Annotated in this window: 20 protein-coding genes, 5 tRNA genes and 1 pseudogene; 22 read left to right on the top strand and 4 right to left on the bottom strand. The window is 48.4% G+C overall.

The genetic code is table 11. The annotated features are described in order from the left end of the window. Positions 1–116 precede the first annotated feature (116 nt). The 3 genes from NX720_RS20775 (at position 117) to ispB (ending at position 2983) form a co-directional block, all read left to right on the top strand. Positions 117–1025: a polysaccharide deacetylase family protein gene (locus NX720_RS20775; protein WP_262597191.1), complete on the top strand. Its 909-nt coding sequence runs from the start codon at positions 117–119 to the stop codon at positions 1023–1025. A gap of 29 nt (positions 1026–1054) precedes the next feature. Next, positions 1055–1906 carry a GNAT family N-acetyltransferase gene (locus tag NX720_RS20770; protein WP_262597189.1) on the top strand — a complete coding sequence of 284 codons (852 nt, stop codon included), beginning with the start codon at positions 1055–1057 and terminating at the stop codon, positions 1904–1906. 81 nt (positions 1907–1987) lie between these two features. Further along, positions 1988–2983 (top strand): octaprenyl diphosphate synthase, encoded by a 996-nt coding sequence (gene ispB, locus NX720_RS20765; RefSeq protein ID WP_262597187.1) that lies wholly within the window; start codon positions 1988–1990, stop codon positions 2981–2983. A gap of 59 nt (positions 2984–3042) precedes the next feature. Here ispB and NX720_RS20760 read toward each other — a convergent pair whose 3' ends face one another. Continuing rightward, complete coding sequence (locus tag NX720_RS20760; protein WP_262597186.1) at positions 3043–5592, bottom strand: inositol phosphate phosphatase SopB; 2550 nt, start codon at positions 5590–5592, stop codon at positions 3043–3045. A gap of 103 nt (positions 5593–5695) precedes the next feature. Here NX720_RS20760 and NX720_RS27275 point away from each other — a divergent pair, with 103 nt between their 5' ends. The 4 genes from NX720_RS27275 (at position 5696) to NX720_RS20745 (ending at position 9309) form a co-directional block, all read left to right on the top strand. Then, the gene (locus NX720_RS27275; protein ID WP_404831105.1) at positions 5696–5968 is read left to right on the top strand and encodes a BrnT family toxin; all 273 of its coding nucleotides are present in this window, start codon (positions 5696–5698) and stop codon (positions 5966–5968) included. Continuing rightward, a complete protein-coding gene (locus NX720_RS20755) occupies positions 5952–6236 on the top strand; it encodes a BrnA antitoxin family protein (RefSeq protein WP_262597185.1) in 285 nt (94 codons plus the stop codon). Before NX720_RS27275 ends, NX720_RS20755 begins: the two co-directional genes overlap by 17 nt. Positions 6237–6354: 118 nt before the next feature. After that, a complete protein-coding gene (locus NX720_RS20750; protein WP_262597183.1) occupies positions 6355–7941 on the top strand; it encodes a peptide chain release factor 3 in 1587 nt (528 codons plus the stop codon). 177 nt (positions 7942–8118) lie between these two features. Beyond that, a complete protein-coding gene (locus tag NX720_RS20745; protein ID WP_262597182.1) occupies positions 8119–9309 on the top strand; it encodes a CD0519/CD1768 family membrane protein in 1191 nt (396 codons plus the stop codon). A 90-nt stretch (positions 9310–9399) separates the two neighbouring features. On the opposite strand, the gene NX720_RS20740 is transcribed toward NX720_RS20745, so the two are convergent. Together NX720_RS20740 and NX720_RS20735 are read right to left on the bottom strand one after the other, a co-directional pair. Then, positions 9400–9918: a copper chaperone PCu(A)C gene (locus tag NX720_RS20740; RefSeq protein WP_262597180.1), complete on the bottom strand. Its 519-nt coding sequence runs from the start codon at positions 9916–9918 to the stop codon at positions 9400–9402. After that, on the bottom strand, positions 9919–10461 hold the full coding sequence (locus tag NX720_RS20735) for a hypothetical protein (RefSeq protein WP_262597179.1): 543 nt from the start codon (positions 10459–10461) through the stop codon (positions 9919–9921). It abuts the gene before it with no gap. Here NX720_RS20735 and NX720_RS20730 point away from each other — a divergent pair. After that, the gene (locus NX720_RS20730; protein WP_262597177.1) at positions 10455–11249 is read left to right on the top strand and encodes a TatD family hydrolase; all 795 of its coding nucleotides are present in this window, start codon (positions 10455–10457) and stop codon (positions 11247–11249) included. The genes NX720_RS20735 and NX720_RS20730 overlap by 7 nt on opposite strands. Here NX720_RS20730 and def read toward each other — a convergent pair. Further along, the gene (def, locus tag NX720_RS20725; protein ID WP_262597176.1) at positions 11246–11758 is read right to left on the bottom strand and encodes a peptide deformylase; all 513 of its coding nucleotides are present in this window, start codon (positions 11756–11758) and stop codon (positions 11246–11248) included. The genes NX720_RS20730 and def overlap by 4 nt on opposite strands. 283 nt (positions 11759–12041) lie before the next feature. Here def and NX720_RS20720 point away from each other — a divergent pair. The 14 genes and pseudogenes from NX720_RS20720 to NX720_RS20660 all read left to right on the top strand — a co-directional run bounded on the left by NX720_RS20720 (position 12042) and on the right by NX720_RS20660 (position 21415). Beyond that, a tRNA-Pro gene (locus NX720_RS20720) sits at positions 12042–12118 on the top strand. Positions 12119–12187: 69 nt separating this feature from the next. Beyond that, positions 12188–12264, top strand: a tRNA-Pro gene (locus tag NX720_RS20715). A gap of 69 nt (positions 12265–12333) precedes the next feature. Next, positions 12334–12410, top strand: a tRNA-Pro gene (locus NX720_RS20710). A 70-nt stretch (positions 12411–12480) separates the two neighbouring features. Next, positions 12481–12557 (top strand) — tRNA-Pro (locus NX720_RS20705). A gap of 69 nt (positions 12558–12626) precedes the next feature. Then, positions 12627–12703 (top strand) — tRNA-Pro (locus tag NX720_RS20700). A 67-nt stretch (positions 12704–12770) separates the two neighbouring features. Further along, positions 12771–12998 (top strand): transposase, encoded by a 228-nt coding sequence (locus NX720_RS27270; protein WP_404831011.1) that lies wholly within the window; start codon positions 12771–12773, stop codon positions 12996–12998. Positions 12999–13043: 45 nt separating this feature from the next. Continuing rightward, positions 13044–13922 carry a transposase gene (locus NX720_RS20695; RefSeq protein WP_262597175.1) on the top strand — a complete coding sequence of 293 codons (879 nt, stop codon included), beginning with the start codon at positions 13044–13046 and terminating at the stop codon, positions 13920–13922. A 93-nt stretch (positions 13923–14015) separates the two neighbouring features. After that, positions 14016–14597 carry a hypothetical protein gene (locus tag NX720_RS20690; protein WP_262597173.1) on the top strand — a complete coding sequence of 194 codons (582 nt, stop codon included), beginning with the start codon at positions 14016–14018 and terminating at the stop codon, positions 14595–14597. A gap of 49 nt (positions 14598–14646) precedes the next feature. Continuing rightward, positions 14647–14958 (top strand): hypothetical protein, encoded by a 312-nt coding sequence (locus NX720_RS20685; RefSeq protein WP_262597171.1) that lies wholly within the window; start codon positions 14647–14649, stop codon positions 14956–14958. Beyond that, the gene (locus NX720_RS20680) at positions 14933–15856 is read left to right on the top strand and encodes an IS66 family transposase (RefSeq protein WP_262597169.1); all 924 of its coding nucleotides are present in this window, start codon (positions 14933–14935) and stop codon (positions 15854–15856) included. The genes NX720_RS20685 and NX720_RS20680 overlap by 26 nt, the downstream gene beginning before the upstream one ends. Before the next feature lie 99 nt (positions 15857–15955). Next, a complete protein-coding gene (locus NX720_RS20675) occupies positions 15956–16582 on the top strand; it encodes a hypothetical protein (RefSeq protein ID WP_262597168.1) in 627 nt (208 codons plus the stop codon). A 570-nt stretch (positions 16583–17152) separates the two neighbouring features. Next, positions 17153–18790: an IS1634 family transposase gene (locus NX720_RS20670; protein WP_262597167.1), complete on the top strand. Its 1638-nt coding sequence runs from the start codon at positions 17153–17155 to the stop codon at positions 18788–18790. 100 nt (positions 18791–18890) lie between these two features. Next, positions 18891–20327: a gamma-mobile-trio recombinase GmtY gene (gene gmtY, locus NX720_RS20665; RefSeq protein WP_262597165.1), complete on the top strand. Its 1437-nt coding sequence runs from the start codon at positions 18891–18893 to the stop codon at positions 20325–20327. Between the two features lie 5 nt (positions 20328–20332). Beyond that, positions 20333–21415, top strand: a pseudogene (locus NX720_RS20660) (VPA1269 family protein). The last annotated feature ends 31 nt before the right edge of the window (positions 21416–21446 follow it).

Here is a 21446-nt window from a genome sequence, read left to right as displayed (position 1 = left end):
TAACTCCTTGCTTCGAGCTTATCTCCCGGGTATTTCTGACAATGCCCCATTTGGCAGGCAGACTTGTCTATTATCTTGATGATTAATCAACCCGACCTGCGTAGGCACAGCGCCTGATGACCGACCAATCAACCCCTTACCCCCGCAACTGGACTGGCTATGCGGGCCAGCCACCCGCCATCAGGCTACCTGGCAACCAGCGGCTGGCCATCAACCTGATCCTGAATCTGGAGGAAGGATCTGAACGGAACATACTGGATGGAGACGAATGTTCGGAACACTACCTTTCGGGCTTTCCCGGCCTGCCCGCCCGAGCCGGCAGTCGCCACCCGTCCAGCGAAAGCCTGTTTGCTTATGGCTCCAGGGCCGGATTCTGGCGACTCTACCGGCTGTTTGAGGAGTACAGAGTACCCGTCACCGTCTTTGCCTGCGGACAGGCACTGGAACGCAACCCGGCTATCGCTTCCACTCTGGGTCAGTCAAACCATGAAATCGCCGGACATGGCTGGCGCTGGATTGATTATGAGCATTTTTCCAGAGAGGACGAGCAGGAGCACCTGTTACGCACTCTGGATACCATTCACCAGAGTACCGGCAAGCTCGTCCGGGGCTGGTATACCGGACGCAAAAGCCTGCACACCCGTGAACTGGTGATCGAAGCCGGATTGGAATGGGACAGCGATGATTACTCCGACGACTACCCCTGGTGGCAGGGTGGACACCTGGTCATTCCCTATACCCTACTCAATAACGATTGCCTGTACGGTTCCAGCTCCGGCTGGGTGACGCCCAGCCACTTTTTTGAACATCTGAAAAACACTTTTGACTGCCTGTACAGGGAGGGTAAGTCGCAGCCAACCCTGATGACCGTTGGACTGCACGGCCGGCTGTCAGGACATCCCGGACGGAGTGAGGCCATCAAAATGTTCCTGGAGTACACCAGCAGCTATCCTGATGTGTGGTTTACCACCCGGTCCGGCATTGCGGATCTGTGGATACAACAATTTCAGCAGAAAACACTATAAATAATGTTTGCTAATAATGAGGTGCGACCATGCGGGGAAACATAAACATCGACACCCTGAACCGGGAAGAAGTACAAACCATGTACCAGTGGATTGCCCGGGAAGGGTGGAACCCTGGCCTCCACGACGCAGACACATTTTACAAAGCGTTTGCCAGTGGGCTTATTGGTATCAAGCTGGACGATGAACTCGTGGGGGTTTCCGCCGTCTTCAGGCACAATGCCCGTTATGCCAGCTTTGGCAACTTTATTGTCAAGCCTGAATACCGCGGACAGGGCTTCGGCCTGATGATGACCCGCAGACGGTTGCAGATGGCGGGCTACCGTAACCTTTCCCTGGATGGCGTACTGGAAAAAGAAAGAGTGTACCGCTCTGTGGGCTTTCGGACTGCCTATATTAACCAACGCTTTGCATTCAACTGGCAACACGCTCCGGACAAACTTCACTCCAACATCATCAACCTCCGACATATCCGCCTGCTGGAATTGCTGGACTATGAAAAACGGCTGTTTCCCGGAAAGCGTAAACCCTACCTGAAAGCCTGGGTCACTCAACCCGGAGCCAGTGCTTTTTGCTTTTGCGATAATCACAACATCAAAGGCTTTGGCGTTTTGCGTCCATGTATCACCGGCTACAAAATTGGCCCACTGTTTGCCGACACCCCTGTGATTGCCGAACACCTGATGCAGGCACTACTTCAGCACAGTCTCGGGCAGCCGGTTTTCTGCGATGTACCGGAAACTAACCGCTACGCCCGTCACCTGGTACACAGTTTTGAAGGCCAGTCCGTCGACTTTCTCTCTGCCCGAATGTACCGGGGCTATGAACCTGACCTGGACTATCAGCGCCTCTATGCACTCACCTCACTGGAAGCCGGATAAGCCGCTATAACCACTGCGGCTATTGACAGCACCGCAAGCACTCCATAGGATGCAGCCATTTAGACCTTCTGCAGCAACCCTATGCCTGATCGCAAACAACCCTCTTTCCAAGCTGTTGTCCGTGACGATTTCGCCCTGGTCGACCAGTGCATTCGTGAACAGCTGCATTCCGACGTCGCACTGGTCAGTAAAATAGGCCAGTATATTATCCAGTCTGGCGGTAAACGCCTGCGCCCCCTGCTGGTTCTACTGACCGCCAACGCCTGTGGCTATAACGCCCGTGGCCATAACGGCAAAAACCATATTCCACTGGCCGCTGTCATCGAATTCCTGCACACTGCTACCCTGCTGCACGACGATGTGGTTGACCAGTCCGACCTGCGTCGCGGCCGTGACACTGCCAATGCTTTATGGGGTAATGCGCCGAGTATTCTCGTGGGCGACTTTCTCTACTCCCGAGCCTTTCAGATGATGGTCGGTCTCGACAACATGCGCCTGCTCAATGTTCTGGCCAACGCCACCAATGTGATTGCAGAAGGTGAAGTGATGCAGTTGATGAACATCAACGACTCCAGCGTCACGGAAGCCCAGTACATGGAAGTGATTCGCTGCAAAACGGCCATGTTGTTTGAAGCGTCTACCCACACCGCTGCTATCCTGTCCGGTCAGAATAAAAAAACCGAACAGGCTTTGTGTGATTACGGTAATCATCTTGGCATGGCCTTCCAGCTGGTTGACGACCTTCTGGACTATGGCGGTGACGCGGAAGCCATGGGCAAAAACCTGGGTGACGACCTGGCAGAAGGTAAACCCACCCTGCCCCTGATTTTCACACTGTCAGAAGGTAAGCCGGAGCAGAAAGAGCTGGTACGTCAGGCCATTGAAGAAGGGAACGGTCTGGATAACATGGAGACCATCATTACAGCGGTTCGCGACTGCGGCGCTCTGGGCTACACCGCACAGCGAGCACAGGAGCAGGCTCAAAAAGCCATTACCAGCCTGTCCGTCCTGCCGGAATCGCCTTACCGCTCAGCGATGGAAGAACTGGCAAATTTTGCGGTTGCCCGCACTTATTAACTAAATTCGCCAGAGCAGGGGGTTTCCGAAATGGAGCCCCATGATTCAAGGCTTTGGCTCTAAACGTGAAGCATACCAAACACCCGCTCCCCCAGCCTTCTCTTGCCGGTTGTCGTTTTAAAGCCGGGACGGTTGATATTCATCTGTTGCCAGAGGATATTTCCGGTTTCCAGCGCAAACATCTGGGATAAAACCCGTTCTTCCTGACTGACAGACTGCCTGGGGTCAGGCACATAACCCAACGCTTCTACCTGCGCAGCCAGCCGTTTGACAGCTGCGTCAGCCTCCCCCGTACGGTCTTTACCACTCTTACAGTTGAAGTGCGTGATCAGTCCCAGCTTATAAGACAGAAGCAGTAGACGAGCGACCATTTTATAAGCGTCTTCCCCTTCCCGTTTATAATCTTCGGTCACATACAGATCGCGAATCTGTTCAATCAACTGCCTGACAATCATCTTTTCTTTAGAAGACGCCGGACCATTCAAAAAGTCCTGCGCCCAGCCGCCCACCTCATCACCGGGCTCAACACTGCCTATTAATTTACTCAACCCTTCCAGGTTGTCGCTCTTAACAGCCCCCCAGGCTCCTATTCCCCACCACTTTTTATCCAGTGCAAGGTTATTGACACCGAAATTAGTCGTCGCAAAATCAAATTCAACATCCACTTCGTGAACCTGACCGTAGCTGTCCGTAATCGCCAGTTTCTCACCGCCGTCCAACCGGGCTTTTAATCGTTTTAACGCTTCCACCTGTTCCTGTTGCATTTTCAGCTCATCATCATGAACATGAAACCAGTGACGTCCTTTATCGGGAGTCAGAAGTTGCAATGTTGACAGCCTGATGGGAACAGGTTGTTGACTAAAGCGTTCAGGGTTATCGTCCAGTACTTGCTTCAGACTCGAAACTGCCAGATCGTAGCATCGAGCATCGTTAGCGGCTTCGCGCTCTTTTTTCTTTGAGATCCCAAAGGCCATCAGCGTGCCGGAACGCAAGCCTCTGAACAGCCTTTTCGGGTGTCCGCCCTGCTCAAGCAACAACTGCGTTTCGCCCAGATTAACGGCATTATTTGCCTCATCCCTTTTCGAAGAAGGCTTGCCCTTGCCATGCAGGTGGACAGGAAATATATCGACATCGCGCGACTTTCCCATTTCCAGCCGAAACTCTGCGGCAGGGATAATCCGGCTTTTCAACTTCAGGGTTTTATTGCTGATACAAGGCTCAAGACGGGTTTCAACCGTCTCCCAGGGAACATTACCCATTCGCCGGGTTCTGGCTTCATTCAGCTTTTTATCCACCTTCTTGATACCAATGCTTTTCAGGCGTCGGGCAATCAAGCGGGCATAGCGAGTAGCGTCCCGAACCGGGTGACGCCCTAATCTTTCTGCCCCCAGTGCATCAGAGTGTTCACCAGTGGGGAGCAGATCACCGTCTGCGTTGTTATTCACCTTTTTAGCCAGATCGTCAAACTCATCGATCAGCTGGTTGATCCGATTGTAAAGCCGGGCTTTCGAGCCTACTCCCTCGTCGTTACCCTGCCCAATTTTTTTCCCAAGCTTGTCTTCTTCAGCCAGCAACACATCCAGAGCCGCAACCAGTTCATCCTGTTTACACTGTTGCCAGTAAACCGGATTCAAAGGATTATTAGCCTCCAACACCTCCAGCTGATGAATATGGTCGAGCGTGGCAAAAAACTGGCTGCGCAAATCATGAATCATCGCTTCCTGAAAAACCTCCGGGAGTTGCTCACCATATTTACCAATGGCTGAAATCCCGCGCATCAGATCCTTAGCGTGCCCCCTTGCCGCCTGTTTCTGCTCATCCAGCGTTTTTTCACGCATCATTTCCAGAGGGGAGTTATAGAGCAGCTTCGCGGTACGATTCGTAAAGGCGTCCGCATTGCGCATAAGTCCCAGTACCTGCCGACTGATCTCCTGACCGGGAGGCTCAGTACCAAAATAGAGTTCTTCAGCAAAACCCCTGAGATCACCGGGCTTAATGGGCGGCTCGAGCCCTTCATTTTCAAGAAAGCGGGCAATATGCGGTGCCGATCTGGCAAACAGCGTCCGATGAGCCTGCAGGCTACGCATCGTCTCACGATCAATATCATCAAAAGTGAGCTCAATCTTTCTGGCCTGTAAATTAATCCGGATCGTCTCCACCATGTGCTGCTGTTCATGTTCTGGCAGGTATTTCCAGCTGACTCCCGGCTCGCCATCCTCCGGACCTGTCTGCAAATACTCAAACAGCTTGCCAACCTTTTGCGCAGTGACTTCAAGCTTTATCAGATTCTGGTTCATCTCCCTGACTTCACGAAATATACCCCGGGCCTGCTTATCAATGACAGCAACATCCCGATCATTCAGCGTTTCAATACTCTCCAGCCGTTGCTCTATCTTGCGCTTCACATAAGGGCCATAGTATTCTCCCAGAGCCTCGGCCACTCTTTCCACAGCCACTTCTTCGCCTGCCCGCAGACCCAGCGCCCTCCCCAATGGAAAAGGCTGGACGCTATGCCCCTGCCAGACCCCAACGGGTGTCGGCCCGTCCTCCTCAGCAATGTCGGCTATACTGCCGACCGGAGCGGTTAACAATCTCTGAAGTGCATCCATGAATATGTATTAACTCTACCCACCCTGATTAAACGATCTATCGGCGCGCCTTCCCGGTTCAGCATCTTTGAATGGCAAAACCTAATTAATGTACATACAATAAATCCATGAAGTACGAATACGACCCCACCAAGGATGCTGCCAACCTTGCCAAACATGGCTGTCGCTGTCTGAGGCAAAACATCTGGAATGGGATACTCTCCGGACTGAAGAGGATCGCCGTTTTAATTACGGCGAGCCGCGGATGGTGGGTTACGCCCTTCGGGGCAGTCGCCTTTACTGCATGGTGTATACCGACCGTGGCGAGAGTCGCCGGATTATATCCCTGCGAAAAAGCAACAACCGAGAGGTGCGAGCCTATGCGAATCAAGACTAAGTCAGGCCGTTGGATCGAGCTGAATACCGACGAAGAGGAAGCCGCCATCAATGCCGGTATTGCCGCAGACCCTGACACCTACGAACTGACGGACGAAGAATTTAAACAGCTGCGTCCGGTGGGCAGGCCGAAAGCGGATGTGACCAAAGAGCGCATCACCATCCGGCTGTCGGCGGATGTGGTGGAATATTTTCGCTCCACAGGAAAAGGCTGGCAGACCCGGATGGATGAAGCATTAAGAGAATATGTTTCAGCTCGACATTCTTGATAAATGAATCCTTGCCGGAAGCTGGCACGTTGCATAAGATATGCGCCCAATTCCTTATCAGGTTTGTCCCATATTTTTTATGTGTACATGCCTGCGTACATATTTTTAATTGTGAATTATGTCAAACACTGAATTATCTAAGCAGGTAGGGCAAAGACGCACTTTTGCTATCATCTCCCACCCTGATGCGGGTAAAACCACCATCACTGAAAAGCTGCTGCTACTGGGTGGCGCCATTCAGATGGCCGGTACCGTCAAGGGTAAAAAATCCGGACGCATGGCCACTTCTGACTGGATGAAGATGGAGCAGGAGCGCGGTATCTCCATCACCACCTCGGTGATGCAGTTCCCGTACAACGGCTGCACCGTCAACCTGCTGGACACCCCCGGACACGAAGACTTCTCGGAAGACACCTACCGCACTCTGACCGCCGTAGACAGCTGTCTGATGGTGATCGACGGCGCCAAAGGTGTCGAGGACCGAACCATCAAGCTGATGGAAGTCTGCCGCCTGCGCGACACCCCGATCTTCACCTTCGTCAACAAGATGGACCGTGAGGTGCGAGACCAGATTGAAGTACTGGACGAAGTGGAAAGCATCCTGAAAATCCAGTGTGCGCCCATCACCTGGCCAATCAGCATGGGTAAGCGCTTTAAAGGCGTTTACAACCTGTACACCGACACTATCCATGTGTTTACACCGGGTCAGGGCCATACCATTCCGGAAGACATCCGTATTCAGGGACTGGACAGCGATGAAGCCCGGGAACTGCTGGGTGAAATCTACGACGATTTTGTTGAGGAAATTGAGCTGGTTCAGGGAGCCAGTCACGAGTTCGATCTGGAAGCCTATCAGGCAGGTCGAATGACACCGGTATTCTTTGGTACCGCACTGGCCAACTTTGGCGTCCGGGAAATGCTGGACGACTTTGCCCGCTGGGCTCCGGCACCCCTGCCCCGTCATACCGATGAACGCGCCGTTGAGCCTGCGGAAGACAAGTTCTCAGGCTTCGTTTTCAAGATTCAGGCCAACATGGACCCGAAACACCGTGACCGTATTGCCTTCCTGCGCATCTGTTCCGGTAAGTACACCCGCAACATGAAGATGAAGCATGTGCGTATTGGCAAAGACGTTAAAATCGCCGACGCTGTGACCTTCCTGGCGGGTGACCGTTCTCATGTTGAAGAAGCGATTTCCGGCGATATTATCGGCCTGCATAACCATGGCACTATCCAGATCGGCGATACCTTCAGCCAGGGCGAACTGATGAAGTTCACCGGCATCCCACACTTTGCGCCGGAAATGTTCCGCCGGGTTCGCCTGAAAGACCCGCTGAAGCTCAAACAACTTCAGAAAGGTCTGCAGCAACTGTCGGAAGAAGGCGCTACCCAGCTGTTTATGCCGGTCAACAACAATGACCTGATTCTGGGTGCAGTGGGTGTTCTGCAGTTCGATGTGGTCATGCGCCGCCTGAAAGATGAATACAAGGTAGAAGCCCTGTATGAGCCGGTGAACGTTAATACCGCTCGCTGGATCGAGTGCAGCGATGAGAAAAAGCTGGAAGAATTCAAGCGTAAATGTGCGGAAAACCTGGCCATCGATGGTGGTGGCTACCTGACTTACCTGGCTCCCACAAGGGTGAACCTGTCACTGTCTCAGGAGCGTTATCCGGACGTTGAATTCCGTACTACCCGCGAACACTGATTTCTGCAAAGGCCGGGATTCCCGGCCTGGTTATGAGTATTCAATGACTGTCTGATCCACTACCTTATGTAACTTTTCTTTATCTAACTCTGCTCTATGTAGCCAGGTTATTCAAAATTCTGCGTAATCACCTGTTTTCACCTACTCTTTACTCTCCTGTCCCCTCCCGGAGCTTATATGAATGAATTTGTCTCGGTGTCTGATAAAGACAAAATCCAAACGAGTCACCTTGGTGCTCGCCAGATCATCGAACCTCTGGGCCTGATACTGTTTCTGGTTCTGTTTTTTGGTTATGTGGGCTCTGAAATGGGGCTCACCAATATGTTCAACACTCTGTTCAACACGGCGCACGATCTGCTTTTGCAGACGGTACTGTTCCTTATGGGTATTACCGTACTCGCAGGCGCCCTGAGTCGGCTTCTTACCGAATTCCATGTCATCAACCTGCTGGAACGCCTGCTGATGCCGCTGATGCGCCCTGTGTTCAACCTGCCCGGTCGAGCCGCCATGGCCGCCATGATGACCTTTTTCTCGGATAATCCCGCGATTATCAGCCTTACCAAAGACAAACGCTTCAGCAGCAGCTTCAAGCCCCATGAGCTGATTTCCCTGACCAACTTTGGTACGGCCTTTGGCATGGGACTGATCGTTATTACCTTTATGGCCACACTGGAAAGCGCTCCCGGCCAGAACTTTCTTAATGCGGCACTGGTCGGACTGGCGGGCGCAATGGTCGGCGCGGTCATTTCCACACGACTGATGCAGCGGCTGACTGCCTCTGATGTCAAAGCCATCAGCCTGAATAACCTCAACCCAAAAAAATCAGAGCTGCCTGAAGATCATGACAACAGCCCTGTCTGGCTACGTGGTCTGAACTCAATTCTGGACGGGGGGAAAAGCGGCGTAGAAATGGGCATGGCAATCATCCCCGGCGTACTGATTATCAGTACCATCGTAATGGTGCTGACCTTCGGCCCTTCTGCGGAAGGTTATACCGGTGCGGCTTACGAAGGCGTCGCCCTGTTGCCGAAGCTGGCGGGTGAACTGTCCTGGCTATTCCAGTTGCTGTTTGGTTTTGACCACCCTGAACTGGTCGCGTTTCCGATTACATCACTGGGCGCAGTCGGTGCCGCCATGTCACTGGTGCCTAACTTTATCTCTCAGGGCATTATCAGTGAAAGCGATATTGCCGTGTTCACGGCCATGGGCATGTGCTGGAGTGGTTATCTGAGTACACACACTGCCATGCTGGATACTTTGGGCTTTCGCAAGCTGACCTCCAAAGCGATCATTGCACATACTGTGGGCGGACTCTGTGCCGGCGTGGCTGCCCGTTATATTTATCTGCTGGCTCAGAATCTGTTCTAAGTCGGTAGCAATTTGGCTGTTGGCTTTTAGCTGTTGGCTGTTCATACGGCCAAGCCAACAGCCAACAGCCAACAGCCAACAGCCATCATTTTAATGAGAATGACCGTGCGAATCTTTTGACATGGTTTTCATCAACGGTTTGACCGGAGCCATAATATCGATGGCATCTGAGTCAGAAAAATGCAAAGTTAATGGCACTTCTTCGCCTACCTCCAGCGTTTTTTTCAACCCCATTAGCATAATGTGGTAGCTGCCGGACTTGAGCTCAACCACTTTACCCACAGGTAGCGACAGCTCATCCATTTTAAACATCACCATTTTGTCTCCCTCATGGCGATGGCCGTGTATCTCTACCCTTTCGGCCACGCTGCTGTCTGCGCTGACCAGTTTGATATCGTCCTTGCCGTTGTTTCGCAACGTCATATACGCTGCCGTATTGGTGGATGTCGGTGGCACGGCTCTGACCATCGGGTCGGAGATATCAACAACAGCAGCATGGGCGGAACCGATACAAATAGCCATTGATAAGCCAGCCATCGTTAAGCCGGAAATTCCTAAGCCAGAAAAAGGTGCTTTGAAAGAGCGAAAGGCAGATGACAGATACTTCATTTACTTATTCTCCAACTCAAAAACCATTATTTTTGTTAACTGATCAAACTCAACCACTACCTTTGCCAGCCAGATCATATTCCGGTCAGCCGGGCAAAGCGTAATCATTGCCGAACCCTCGAAATGCCATTGATCGACCGGGTGTTGATCTACTGAGCCTTGCTGCAGCGATAAATGATACGGCATCAAACCCATTGGCATATCCCGCCCAACAAATTCCAGGTTCACTGATACCGGCTTAGCGCCGTCGACAAGCACATTAACCTGCAATGGCTGCAATACTGGCATAGTATAAGGCTTAATGACAAGATTGACGGAACCGTCTTCAAAGCCCAGCAAACAGCCCTCTGAAACCCGACAGTTCGAGTAATAATATTCTCTGGGTTTATCTTCAGATGAACGAAGAGAGGGTTGTTTTAATAATCCGGGCAGAACTACCAGCACGACAATAAAAATCAGTACCAGCAATACGCCACCATACTGCTTATAATTCATGCCGGCATTATACGCACAATCACCTACGACATTAAACGACAATGACAAATTACTTCCCCTTGATAGACAGCCACTGCCACCTTGATTTTCCAGAGTTTGACCCGGATCGGTCGCAGGTTCTAACGGCCGCCTTTGGAAAGGGAGTTGAAGCTATCTGCATTCCCGGAACTGAATCGGACCGCTGGGAACCATTGCTGCAAATGTGTACAGACATACAGAAACCGATGAAACTGTTTGTCGCACTGGGTATTCACCCATGGTTTGTGAGTCAGCACGAACCAAACGACCTGCAAAGGCTGGCAAAGCGTCTTGAAACCAACGACCACATTGTCGCAGTTGGGGAAGCAGGTCTGGACTTCGCCCTGCAAAGCGTTAATCGTAAAGCTCAGATGCTCTGGTTTACCGAACAACTGGAACTGGCCCGACAATTTGATAAACCCGTTATTCTGCACGCCCGTAAAGCCCATGACCTGATACTGAAACAGTTGCGACAAAAACCAGTTAACCAGGGTGGCATAGTACATGCCTTTTCCGGCAGCGAGCAGCAAGCCTGTCAGTATATTGAACAAGGGTTCTGCCTGGGCTTTGGCGGCAGCATCACCTACCCAAGAGCCAGAAAAACCAGAGCCCTCGCAGCCTCCCTGCCCCTGAGTTCAATCGTACTGGAAACCGATGCCCCCGATACGCCCCTTTGCGGCTTTCAGGGGCAACGCAATGAACCCGCCCAACTGGCTGTGGTGCTTGAAACTCTGGCTGAACTTCGTCAGGAAACGAAAGCGGAGATTGCAGAAGCGACTCGCCTCAATACGATAAAAATACTGTCACTGTTCCCCTAACCGCGTCGCTGCTGTTTCTTTAATGCTTTCTTAGCCCGTTGCCGCACCATCTTTTGTTTGAGCGGAGACAGCTTATCGATGAAAAGAATACCGTCCAGGTGGTCGATCTCGTGCTGAAATGCTTCGGCAAGAATTCCTTCACCTTCCATTTCATAAAACTCACCATAACGATCCTGCGCCCGAACTTTAACCCAGCCAGCACGCTTAACCGCAGCCCAGCAACCGGGTAGCGACAGGCAGCCCATTTCCATATTCTGCTCACTGGCTGAATCAATAATCTCCGGATTAACCAGAACCAGGGGCTGGCTGCGATCAGAGGAAACATCAATAACCGCCACCCTGATATCCAGGCCAACCTGAGTGGCTGCCAGACCTGCGCCGTTCACTTCGTACATGGTTTCAAGCATGTCATCGACAATTGTCTGCAAGTTGTCGCCGAAGTCGGAAACGGGTTTGGTGGGTTGTCTTAAGTGAGGGTGAGATTCGTCAACCAGTTGTAATAAAGCCATCTGTTTTCTTCTGATGATTTTCTGAAATGATCACTACACCAATATAGACAGAGCAGCTTTATATGAACACCCCGGTGTTTGACAGTGCAATGGCGACAACAGACGCTCTGCCAGAGCAGTATCTATGCAGGATGATAGCTGAAAGAGCTGGAAGGCAAATGCTGAAAAATCGTCCAGATGATGTGAAAATTACATTTTTTCGGTTAATACTTTTGTAATACGCAAATCATTTTGATAGATTAGCCGCCGTCGTTGAGCAGGGCTAAGGTTCTGTTACGGAATACGGGGTATAGCGCAGTCTGGTAGCGCGCCTGCTTTGGGAGCAGGATGTCGGGAGTTCGAATCTCTCTACCCCGACCACTTTTCTCTTTCCAAGCCTCTTGCTAAGAGAGCCACTTCTGGTTTTGAGTCTAAATAAACCACACCGTTCGGGGTATAGCGCAGTCTGGTAGCGCGCCTGCTTTGGGAGCAGGATGTCGGGAGTTCGAATCTCTCTACCCCGACCACTTTTCTCTTTTCAAGCCTCTTGCTAAGAGAGCCACTCCTGGTTTCGAGTCTAAATAAACCGCATCGTTCGGGGTATAGCGCAGTCTGGTAGCGCGCCTGCTTTGGGAGCAGGATGTCGGGAGTTCGAATCTCTCTACCCCGACCACTTTTCTCTTTCCAAGCTCTCTTGCTAAGAGAGCCACTCCTGGTTTCGAGTCTAAATAAACCGCATCGTTCGGGGTATAGCGCAGTCTGGTAGCGCGCCTGCTTTGGGAGCAGGATGTCGGGAGTTCGAATCTCTCTACCCCGACCACTTTTCTCTTTCCAAGCCTCTTGCTAAGAGAGTCACTCCTGGTTTCGAGTCTAAATAAACCGCATCGTTCGGGGTATAGCGCAGTCTGGTAGCGCGCCTGCTTTGGGAGCAGGATGTCGGGAGTTCGAATCTCTCTACCCCGACCACTTTCTCTTTCCAAGCCTCTTGCTAAGAAGCTGTTCACGATCTTGCTTTTGCTTCATAATTCGGCCAATGAGACAGAAGTACCCCAGTGATATCAGCCGTGAACAGTTTGAGCCTATTCTTCCGATCCTTGAAAGCTCTTGTAAAACAACCAAGCCCCGCACCATCGACCTTTGCGATGTATTTTGCGCTGTACTCTACCTACTCAAAAGTGGTTGTCAGTGGCGCATGATCCCCAAGGATTTTCCAAAATGGAGAACCGTTCACTCTTATTTTCAACCTAAATTCAGCGGTTAACCCCTGAGCTAAACTCTAACCCTCAACAATATTGAGGGCTCGAAGATGGTTCGACCACCAAAACCCACTCCCCCAAAGGGTGAGTTGTCTGAAATGAAAAAAGATCCCTTATCCGTCAAACTCGAAGTCGATTCTTTCGACGGTAAAATTCATGTCGAGTGGGAGCCTGAAGCATCGGTCACCCCAATGGGACAGCTTCCTTTTTTTATACAGTTTTTAAAAACAGGTCACCGATTTGAACCCTGGATTAACGATTGCCCACTAACTTATAAAAGCCCAAACGCCCCTCAAAAAGTGGATGTGATTGGCTCATTAATGCTTTCCATTCTTTCAGGACATAAACGCTATGCGCATATCGGAACAATTATTGGTGATAAAGTAAACGCTCAGTTGCTCGGGATGAAAAAAATTGTCAGCGATGATTCTGCCAGGCGTGGTTTAAAGAAGATTGACGAAGATGAAGGCGTTGAATGGATGCAAAAACACCTCCATCTCTGTTTTGATCCGTTATTAACCATTCCATGGATTATGGATGTTGATGTTACCGTGAAAACCATTTATGGGCATCAGGAAGGAGCGGTTAATGGCTATAACCCACATAAGAAAGGGAGACCCTCTCATACTTACCACTCATATATGATGGCTAATCTTAAATTAATACTGGAGGTTGAAGTCAGACCCGGAAATCAAAGTCAAAGTAAATACTCTTTACCCGGTTTAATGGAGCTATTAAATCGACTTCCAAAACGCTGCTGGCCTGAATTTGTTCGTGGTGATTGTGATTGGGGAAGTGACCGGGTAATGAGCGAATTGGAAGATGCTGGTTGTCATTATCTTTTTAAAATGAAGAAGCACGACAACGTTAAGAAAGCCATAGGGAATGCACACTGTAGCGGAGGATGGGTAAAATACGACAACCATTAGGAGGGAAAAGAATCCGTAATTAAACTGTCAGGTTGGAAAAAAGAAAGACGCATAATTATTGTTCGAAGACGGCGTCCTGAAAATGAAATACCGATGTTGGAAAAAGGAATAAAAGAACGTCAACAAACGTTAGCATTAATAGAAGAGCCAGAAAATATAAAAGCTTACGAGTATTCGGTTCTGGTCACATCTCTTGATAATGATATAGTCTCGATCATTAATCATTATCGCAATAGGGCTGACTGTGAAAATAACTTTGATGAAATCAAAAACCAATGGGGCTGGGGCGGTTATGTAACAAAAGATATGGCAAGATGTCGAATGCTGGCCCGAATGGTTGCCTTGGTTTACAACTGGTGGACGCTATACGTTCGATTGAGTAATCCGGACTCCCATAAAGAATCAATTACCAGCCGTCCCTTATTAATGAGTTCAATTGGCAAGCTGACCCACTCTGGCAACCAAAAGAAAATAAAGCTGACAAGCCAGCATCGATGGATGTATAAAATTGCGAAATTACAAAGTGAACTGTGTGATTTTTTTGATTCAATCAAAAGTATCGCACCGCAGTTGAATCCAATTAACGCATGGTGTCGTATTTTAACGAAAGCGGTCTCAAAATTTTTGAAAAAAGGGCAGGTTATTACGATGCAACCATTAATTCGATCGGGCTAATGACTTAAAAAAACGCTGCTCAGAACCGTGAGAAGCTATTCCTAATGGCATGGCTCAGTGGCGTTCAACTGCTGAATTTAGGGTGAAAGACCGTTTTGGCGACAACCTGAAAGCTCATTTGCTGGATTTTTATCATTCTTGCAGTACGACACAGCCACTACTGCTATCCTGGCTGCACGACCATGGGTGCTCAATATCAGAGGGCTCCCTGAGCAACATCCTGACGAAAGACCATGACATCTTCCACCAGGAAAAAGAAGAGTTGCTGGAAGCAGGGCTGACTTGCTCTGATTATCTCCAGGCAGACGACACCGGGTCTCGCCACCAAGGGAAAAATGGCTACTGCCTGTTTTGTCGGTAACCCTTATTTTTCCTACTTCCACAGCAGCGACAGTAAGAGCCGGATTAATTTCCTGGGCTGTCTGCAAGGTCAGCAACGGCTTTACCTTCTCAACGACGTTGCCATTGACTACATGAAGAATCAGGTCGACGTTTCAAAGAAGTGGGTCACTGCGCTATCCGAATGCGGCGAGAAGCGTTTCTCAACAGAAGAAGAGTGGAATAACTTCCTTAACAGCATTGGTTGCACTGCCCTGCAACAAAGACGCTGGGCGACAGAGGGTGTTTTGAAGGCGGCATTGATACTCAATCATCGCCTTGAGAACCTTGTTATCCATAGTGATGGAGCCCGGCAGTTTGATACAGCCTTTCAACATTCGCTGTGTTGGTACCATGCGGGAAGAAACATGGACAAGCTGATACCAGCCAATGACCTGGAACGAGCCGCCCGTGACACCGTGCAGAACCAGTACTGGTGCCTCTACGATGACATTGAGGCCTACCAGAAAAATCCAACGGACAAGGAAAAACAGAAGCTCTACCAGGACTTTGATCGTTGGGTAACGCAGCGGGTGAATTATCCTGCCTTGCAGTCTGAACTGGGTAAACTGATGGTTGTCAGGGAAGAGCTGCTATTGGTCCTTGAGTATCCGTGGTTGCCGCTGCACAACAATCTGAGAGAGAGGCAGATCAGGGAATACGTGAAACGGCGAAAAGTCAGCGGTGGTACCCGGAGTAAACTTGGGAGGAAATGCCGCGACACCTTTGCCAGCTTGAAAAAGACCTGTAAACAACACGGGGTGTCCTTTGCAAAGTATCTCAGGGACAGACTGACTGGAGTCAACATGATTCCCCGGCTGGGGCATCTCATCCTGAAGGCGTCAGGCTATCAGGAAACGGTTCTTGCCAATGGAATATGAGCAGTTACGTGGGGGCTGGAGGTTAGAGACCTCCGGCTGCCCGATTTATGTTCGTGTTTTTTACTATGCTAATTGAAATTTCTTATAACTGAGCAAATTATGAAATATTTTGCATTAACAATATCTTTGTTATTCTGTTTAGGTATTCGTGCTGACACTTCGGAATATCTGTTTGCGTTTTCAGAAATGGATGTTACTACACAAAACAAACAACTCAATAATATTTTTTTAAAAATCAAAAGAGGATACTCTAGGGCAAACTGCTTCCCACCAGTTGATAATATAAGGCAAAAATTTATATCTGATTGGTATCCAACATATAAGAACAAGTTAATAAATAACCCTTGGGCTTCTCCTGAAATATCAAAGCAGAAAATTGACAGACATTTGAAATTAGCAGCTAAGTACAACAGGTCAGAAAAATGGCTATTCAATAAAGTTAGAGTTACTCTGAAAGATGCTTATTGGAAGATTTTTTCAAAAAACTTATGGGATGATCTATCAAGAAATATTTTCAACTATGTTGAATCTTACGCCATATGTGAACCATCAAAAAATACCTGCTTTGGTTCTCTAGCTTATAACATCGAAAGAAATAAAATATGCAAAATTGAGTTGAAAGAAAACTATTTCTCTGTAACCCGATTTTTAGTCGAATATATTGTTGATCTTGAATCAGCTTTAGAGTCAAAAAAAATCATAGGGGATGCTTATTCTAGTTACTGATAAGAACATAACGCCTGGTTAAGCTACGTGCCGAAGGCACGTCGGGTGGAGGGGCGAAGCACCGGAACGAACTTGAACCATTTGTTGAACCAAGCCGCTACGCGGCAAAAATTACAAAATTGACTTTCTAGCCCGAATATTTCATAAATGAGCAACAAGTTCCGACAAAACCATTCCATTCTAATTTTTCCGGTGCTCTGTTGCTCTACTATCTATGAAAAAGTATTACAACCCGAACTCATCATTAGTTCGGATATTTTTTGATCAACATCTGCTTTTTCAGGACAACAGAATTCCCCAACACTCTTTCTGTTGGTCGCTATTTTAGTCTGATTGAGTTTATGAAGCTGACTATCCCGGTCGAGGCAGCGGCATTGAGTAAAAGACTTCGGTTATATGCTGCAAAAGTCAAATATAAAGCACCATACTCTATGTACTTTTAAACAAGTCCCTGTTGTAACACTTTGATCTTAAGGGGAAAATATCCCTTTCATCCGTCATTCAGCACTTAATCTGAGAATTTCCTAAAACCATCTAAAATGTAAAAAATTTTCAGACTGAGCATATGCCATGCAACCTCATCAATTTCACATTCAACGCATCGACCATACTGGGTTGGTGGCCGGTATGTGCAAAGAGCTCGGGATCGCTAACCTTCTGGATTCTCTGGTTCCCAACCAATCTGAAACCAGAAAGATTTCCTTCGGAGAAACCGTTGTCTCAATGCTGCTTAACGGACTGGGCTTCACTGCTCGCACACTCCACATGTTCCCTGAGTTTCACGCCGACAAGCCACTGGATAAACTTATTCGACCGGGTATAGAGCCGGAACATATCAACGAAAGTGTACTCGGCAGAGCCTTGGATCAAATTTTTGAACTGGGTGTAAGTGAGGTCTATTTATCACTGGCTGTCAAGGCCGTTAATGTATTGAAACTGCCGTGTAATGCTCTGAATCTTGATTCAACCAGCTTTCATGTGGACGGTCGTTATAACAGTGAGTCTGAAGTCGATGAAGAAGACCTGAACTGCATTAAAATCTGTCGTGGATACAGCAGAGATCACCGACCTGAATTAAATCAGGCGATACTGCTCCTAATGACTGAAAATCAGGCGGGTATTCCCGTATTCATGGCCGCATCCAGTGGCAATATAAACGACAACACTAATTTTAAAAAAGTCATCAGCAAGCATTTGAAATGCTACAAAGAGGCGCTGAATAATCGTTACCTGATCGGCGATGCTGCACTTTACACAACAGACAATGTACGTATATTACATCAGCAAGAGCAACAGTTTATCACCCGGGTTCCGGCTAAAATAAAAGCCGCAAGAGAGCTTGTGGACAGTGTCGCTTCTTGTGCGATGACACCGGTTGAAGGTGCCGAAGGTTATGAGAGCTGCGAAGTACTGTCCGACTATGCGGATGTATCTCAACGGTGGGTTCTGATTCGCAGTGAACAGGCTCGGAAAAGCGAACAGAAAACACTGCTCAAAAAACTGTTGAAAAAGTCAGAAAAAGAAGCGGAAGCACTGACCAGCAAGCTGGCGAAGAAACCGTTCAAGTGTGAAACGGACGCATTGCGTGCGTTCAATGAGTGGCAATCAAAAAGCAATTATTGTCAGGCAGAACCTGTAATTACGACAAAACCATGCTATACCAAAGCGGGACGTCCGGAGAAAGACAGCAAACCAGATAGCGTGGAGTATTATGTCAGCGGTCATCCTTGGGTATCTGTTGACTGTCGTGAAGTAGCAGAGGCCTCTCTGGGGTGCTTTGTGTTGGCAACAAACAATCTGGACAAGAGCCAGCTAAGTTCAGCAGAAGTGTTGAGCACTTATAAATCACAGCAGTCGGTGGAGCGTGGATTTCGGTTTCTGAAAAGCCCTGAATTTCTGGTCTCCTCGCTGTTTTTAAAGAAGCCGGAACGTATAGAAGCGTTGCTTATGGTGATGACGCTTTGTCTGTTAGTCTACGCAGCGATACAGCATCGAATCAGGCATGAATTAAAGCGTCAGAGTAGGTTCTTTCCGGATATGAAGCGAAAGCCCTATCAGAATCCGACTGCACGCTGGGTATTTTTTTGCTTTCAGGGAATTAATGTTTTATTAGTCGATGGTCATGAAAAACATGTCGTTGGCTTGCAGGAGAGGCAATTAACCATCATTTCAATTCTTGGCCGATCGTACCAAGAGATTTATTCCTGATATAGGTGCTGAATGACGGTTTCATGATCAAAATATAAAGTATAATTGCTGTACTCTGTGTAATAACGAGGCTGCAGTTGTGATTACCTCAGTCAGGGTCATGGCCACCCTTGTTGAAGATAACACTGGGATCAAGAGTAAGATTCCTGTTCTGTTGACTGAACAGGGTGAACTTACCGCTCTGACGGATTACTTGCTCTACGCCGAACAGGAAGGCCGAAGTAAATCCTGGATGAATCAGGTTATTCAGGCAACGCAGCGATTTCTCGAATATCTTGAAGCCAACGTAGATTGCTTTTCTGAACCTATTAAATTGTTTCAAACTTTTGTTAAGCGCCTTTGTTCTGGAACAATTGGTCATGATGGTCTGGATAGCTCTCACCTTTACTGGCTTCCAGTATCAGTGAATACATCAAGGCAATGGATTAATGCTTTAACCCAGTTTACGGACTGGCTGGTCCAACAGAATCAAACGGAACCGATTAATCCACTAGTTGAGGCTAATACGCATCAGAAGCGGATTAACTATGCAGCCTGGTTTCGCAAGAACCAACATGACTTTTTGGTTCATATCAAAAATAGAAGTATTCATCTCACCTTACAGCAGGCCAGGTTTATTAGAGGCCGGCAGCCCCATCCAAGAGTAGATAGCGATGCAGTTGCATTTAGTGAAGCAGACTTCCCAAAGTTTTTTTCTGATGGCATCGGAGGAAGCCAGGATTCAAAGGTTAGTCTTAGAGATCAGCTCATTCTGATACTCATGCATGGAGGTGGTTTACGAGTCAGTGAAGCCCTGAGTTTGTGGATCACAGATGTATTTGAAGACCCTTTTGACCAGCAGCGAGCCATGGTTCGCATTTACCATCCAGAAGATGGCAAAGCACCGCTGAATTGGAAAGGCCAGCATGGAGAAACAAACCGCTCTGCCTACTTACTGCAAAATTACGGATTAATCCCGCGCAACCGGGAGCAAGGCACCCAGTACCTTGGATGGAAAGCAAAGACCGTCGATCACAAAGAAAATTACCTTCAAGTGCATTGGTTTCCCAGTGACTATGGTCGCCTATTTATGAAATTATGGCGCGACTACCTTTACGTTCTAACTGGAATTCAACGTCACCACCCTTATGCGTTCATAGCCTTTCGGAAAGGAGTGCAAGGAAATCCTTACACTCAGGCCGCTTTCAATGACAGTTACCAGAAGGGGTTGCAACGTATTGGCATTCAGCCCAGTAAAACTACTGGGTACTGCCCTCATGGTCATCGACATGCCTATGGCAGGCGCTTAAGGAAGGCAGAAGTTAATCCAGTTATGATCAAGAAATGCCTTCATCATGCTTCGATTCATTCCCAAGCTGTATACACAGCACCAAGCCTAGAGGAGGTCTCACGGTTGCTGGATCAAGCATCAGAATGTTTAAATTTGGACTCTCAGTCTTCATCCACAAACACAGATTGGAAAACACTGATGACTACAGGGTTCAGTGATATTGATCCTGATGGCCTATTTAGCGGTCAATCTCCAATCTTGGGGTGAATATTATGGCTATCAGAGACGGCCAAAAGATAGACGGTCGTAGCAGTGACTTGGAGTTAAAATGGCTTACGAAACTATACGGCTCTGAGTGGGAAGACTGGCGAATATTCGCGGCAGAGTGGCTTGCGCAACAAGAGAAATCTGTAAGTTCAAAACGTTATGCTCTAACCCTGTTTTTTGAAACTTATTTACAGGGTTTTGCCCCTTGGGCCGCCAGCGTTTGTGTTTTTTTTGAAAGATACCAAGGGCATTACTGCTCCACGACTGAGTATAAGAAAGTCTTATTAGAGAACACAAATTGCTCTGACAATACAAATCTTGCCGTAGCAATGAATCATGCAACTAATTTTCTGGATTGGTTGCTAGATACTCACTTCAGCGAACCCAATGATCATGGGGTTCCGGTCAGGCTTTGAAAAAACCCATTTCAGAGGGTGCAAGGTAAAAATAGACTAACAGAAACCGTTAAAAACCCTCTTCCATACCGTTTTATACTTGATCTGCGCCAGATACTTTGCCCACATCCTCATGATGGATGCTTTCGGGACTGGTCATGGGCTCAGCAACAGTTCATCAAAAAAACAGGAAATGGGGATTGGTTTGAGGTCAATGCTGACATCATTGACCATGAAGATCCTGACTGCGTTTGGCGGACAAAGACCGTAGAGCGTAACCATAAAAAGGTCGACATCTATCAAATTTGGAGTCCTGTGCGAGCTATAGTGCTGTTTGTCAAGCTTCATCTCCCCCTGAGAACCCATCAAGTGAGAATGCTTGATTCTGGCGAAGCAGACACATACCGTTATGATAACGGTCAATGGCTAATAAATACCAAACACATTTTTGCAAAAGGAAACTCGAAAAAGCCATTTCAGAAAGGCGTATTTAGAAGAATCTGTGACAGCATGACTGGAGCCGATTCAACCGGCTTATATATTAATACCAATAAAACTGCTGATATCAGCAAAGCCGAGCTTAATCTGGGTTATGTAATCCCCTGGGAGAACAGAACTGTTTTGTACTGGCTCTCTAAACTTCGGGAATGGCAGGAAAAATATAACCCACCCGACATTCACCACCTGACCTGACATTTTCCTGAGATCTGCTATTTAACAGATA

It is taken from the genome of Endozoicomonas euniceicola, assembly GCF_025562755.1.
GTDB classification, from domain to species: domain Bacteria; phylum Pseudomonadota; class Gammaproteobacteria; order Pseudomonadales; family Endozoicomonadaceae; genus Endozoicomonas_A; species Endozoicomonas_A euniceicola.
This window is presented reverse-complemented; position numbering and strand designations above follow the sequence as displayed.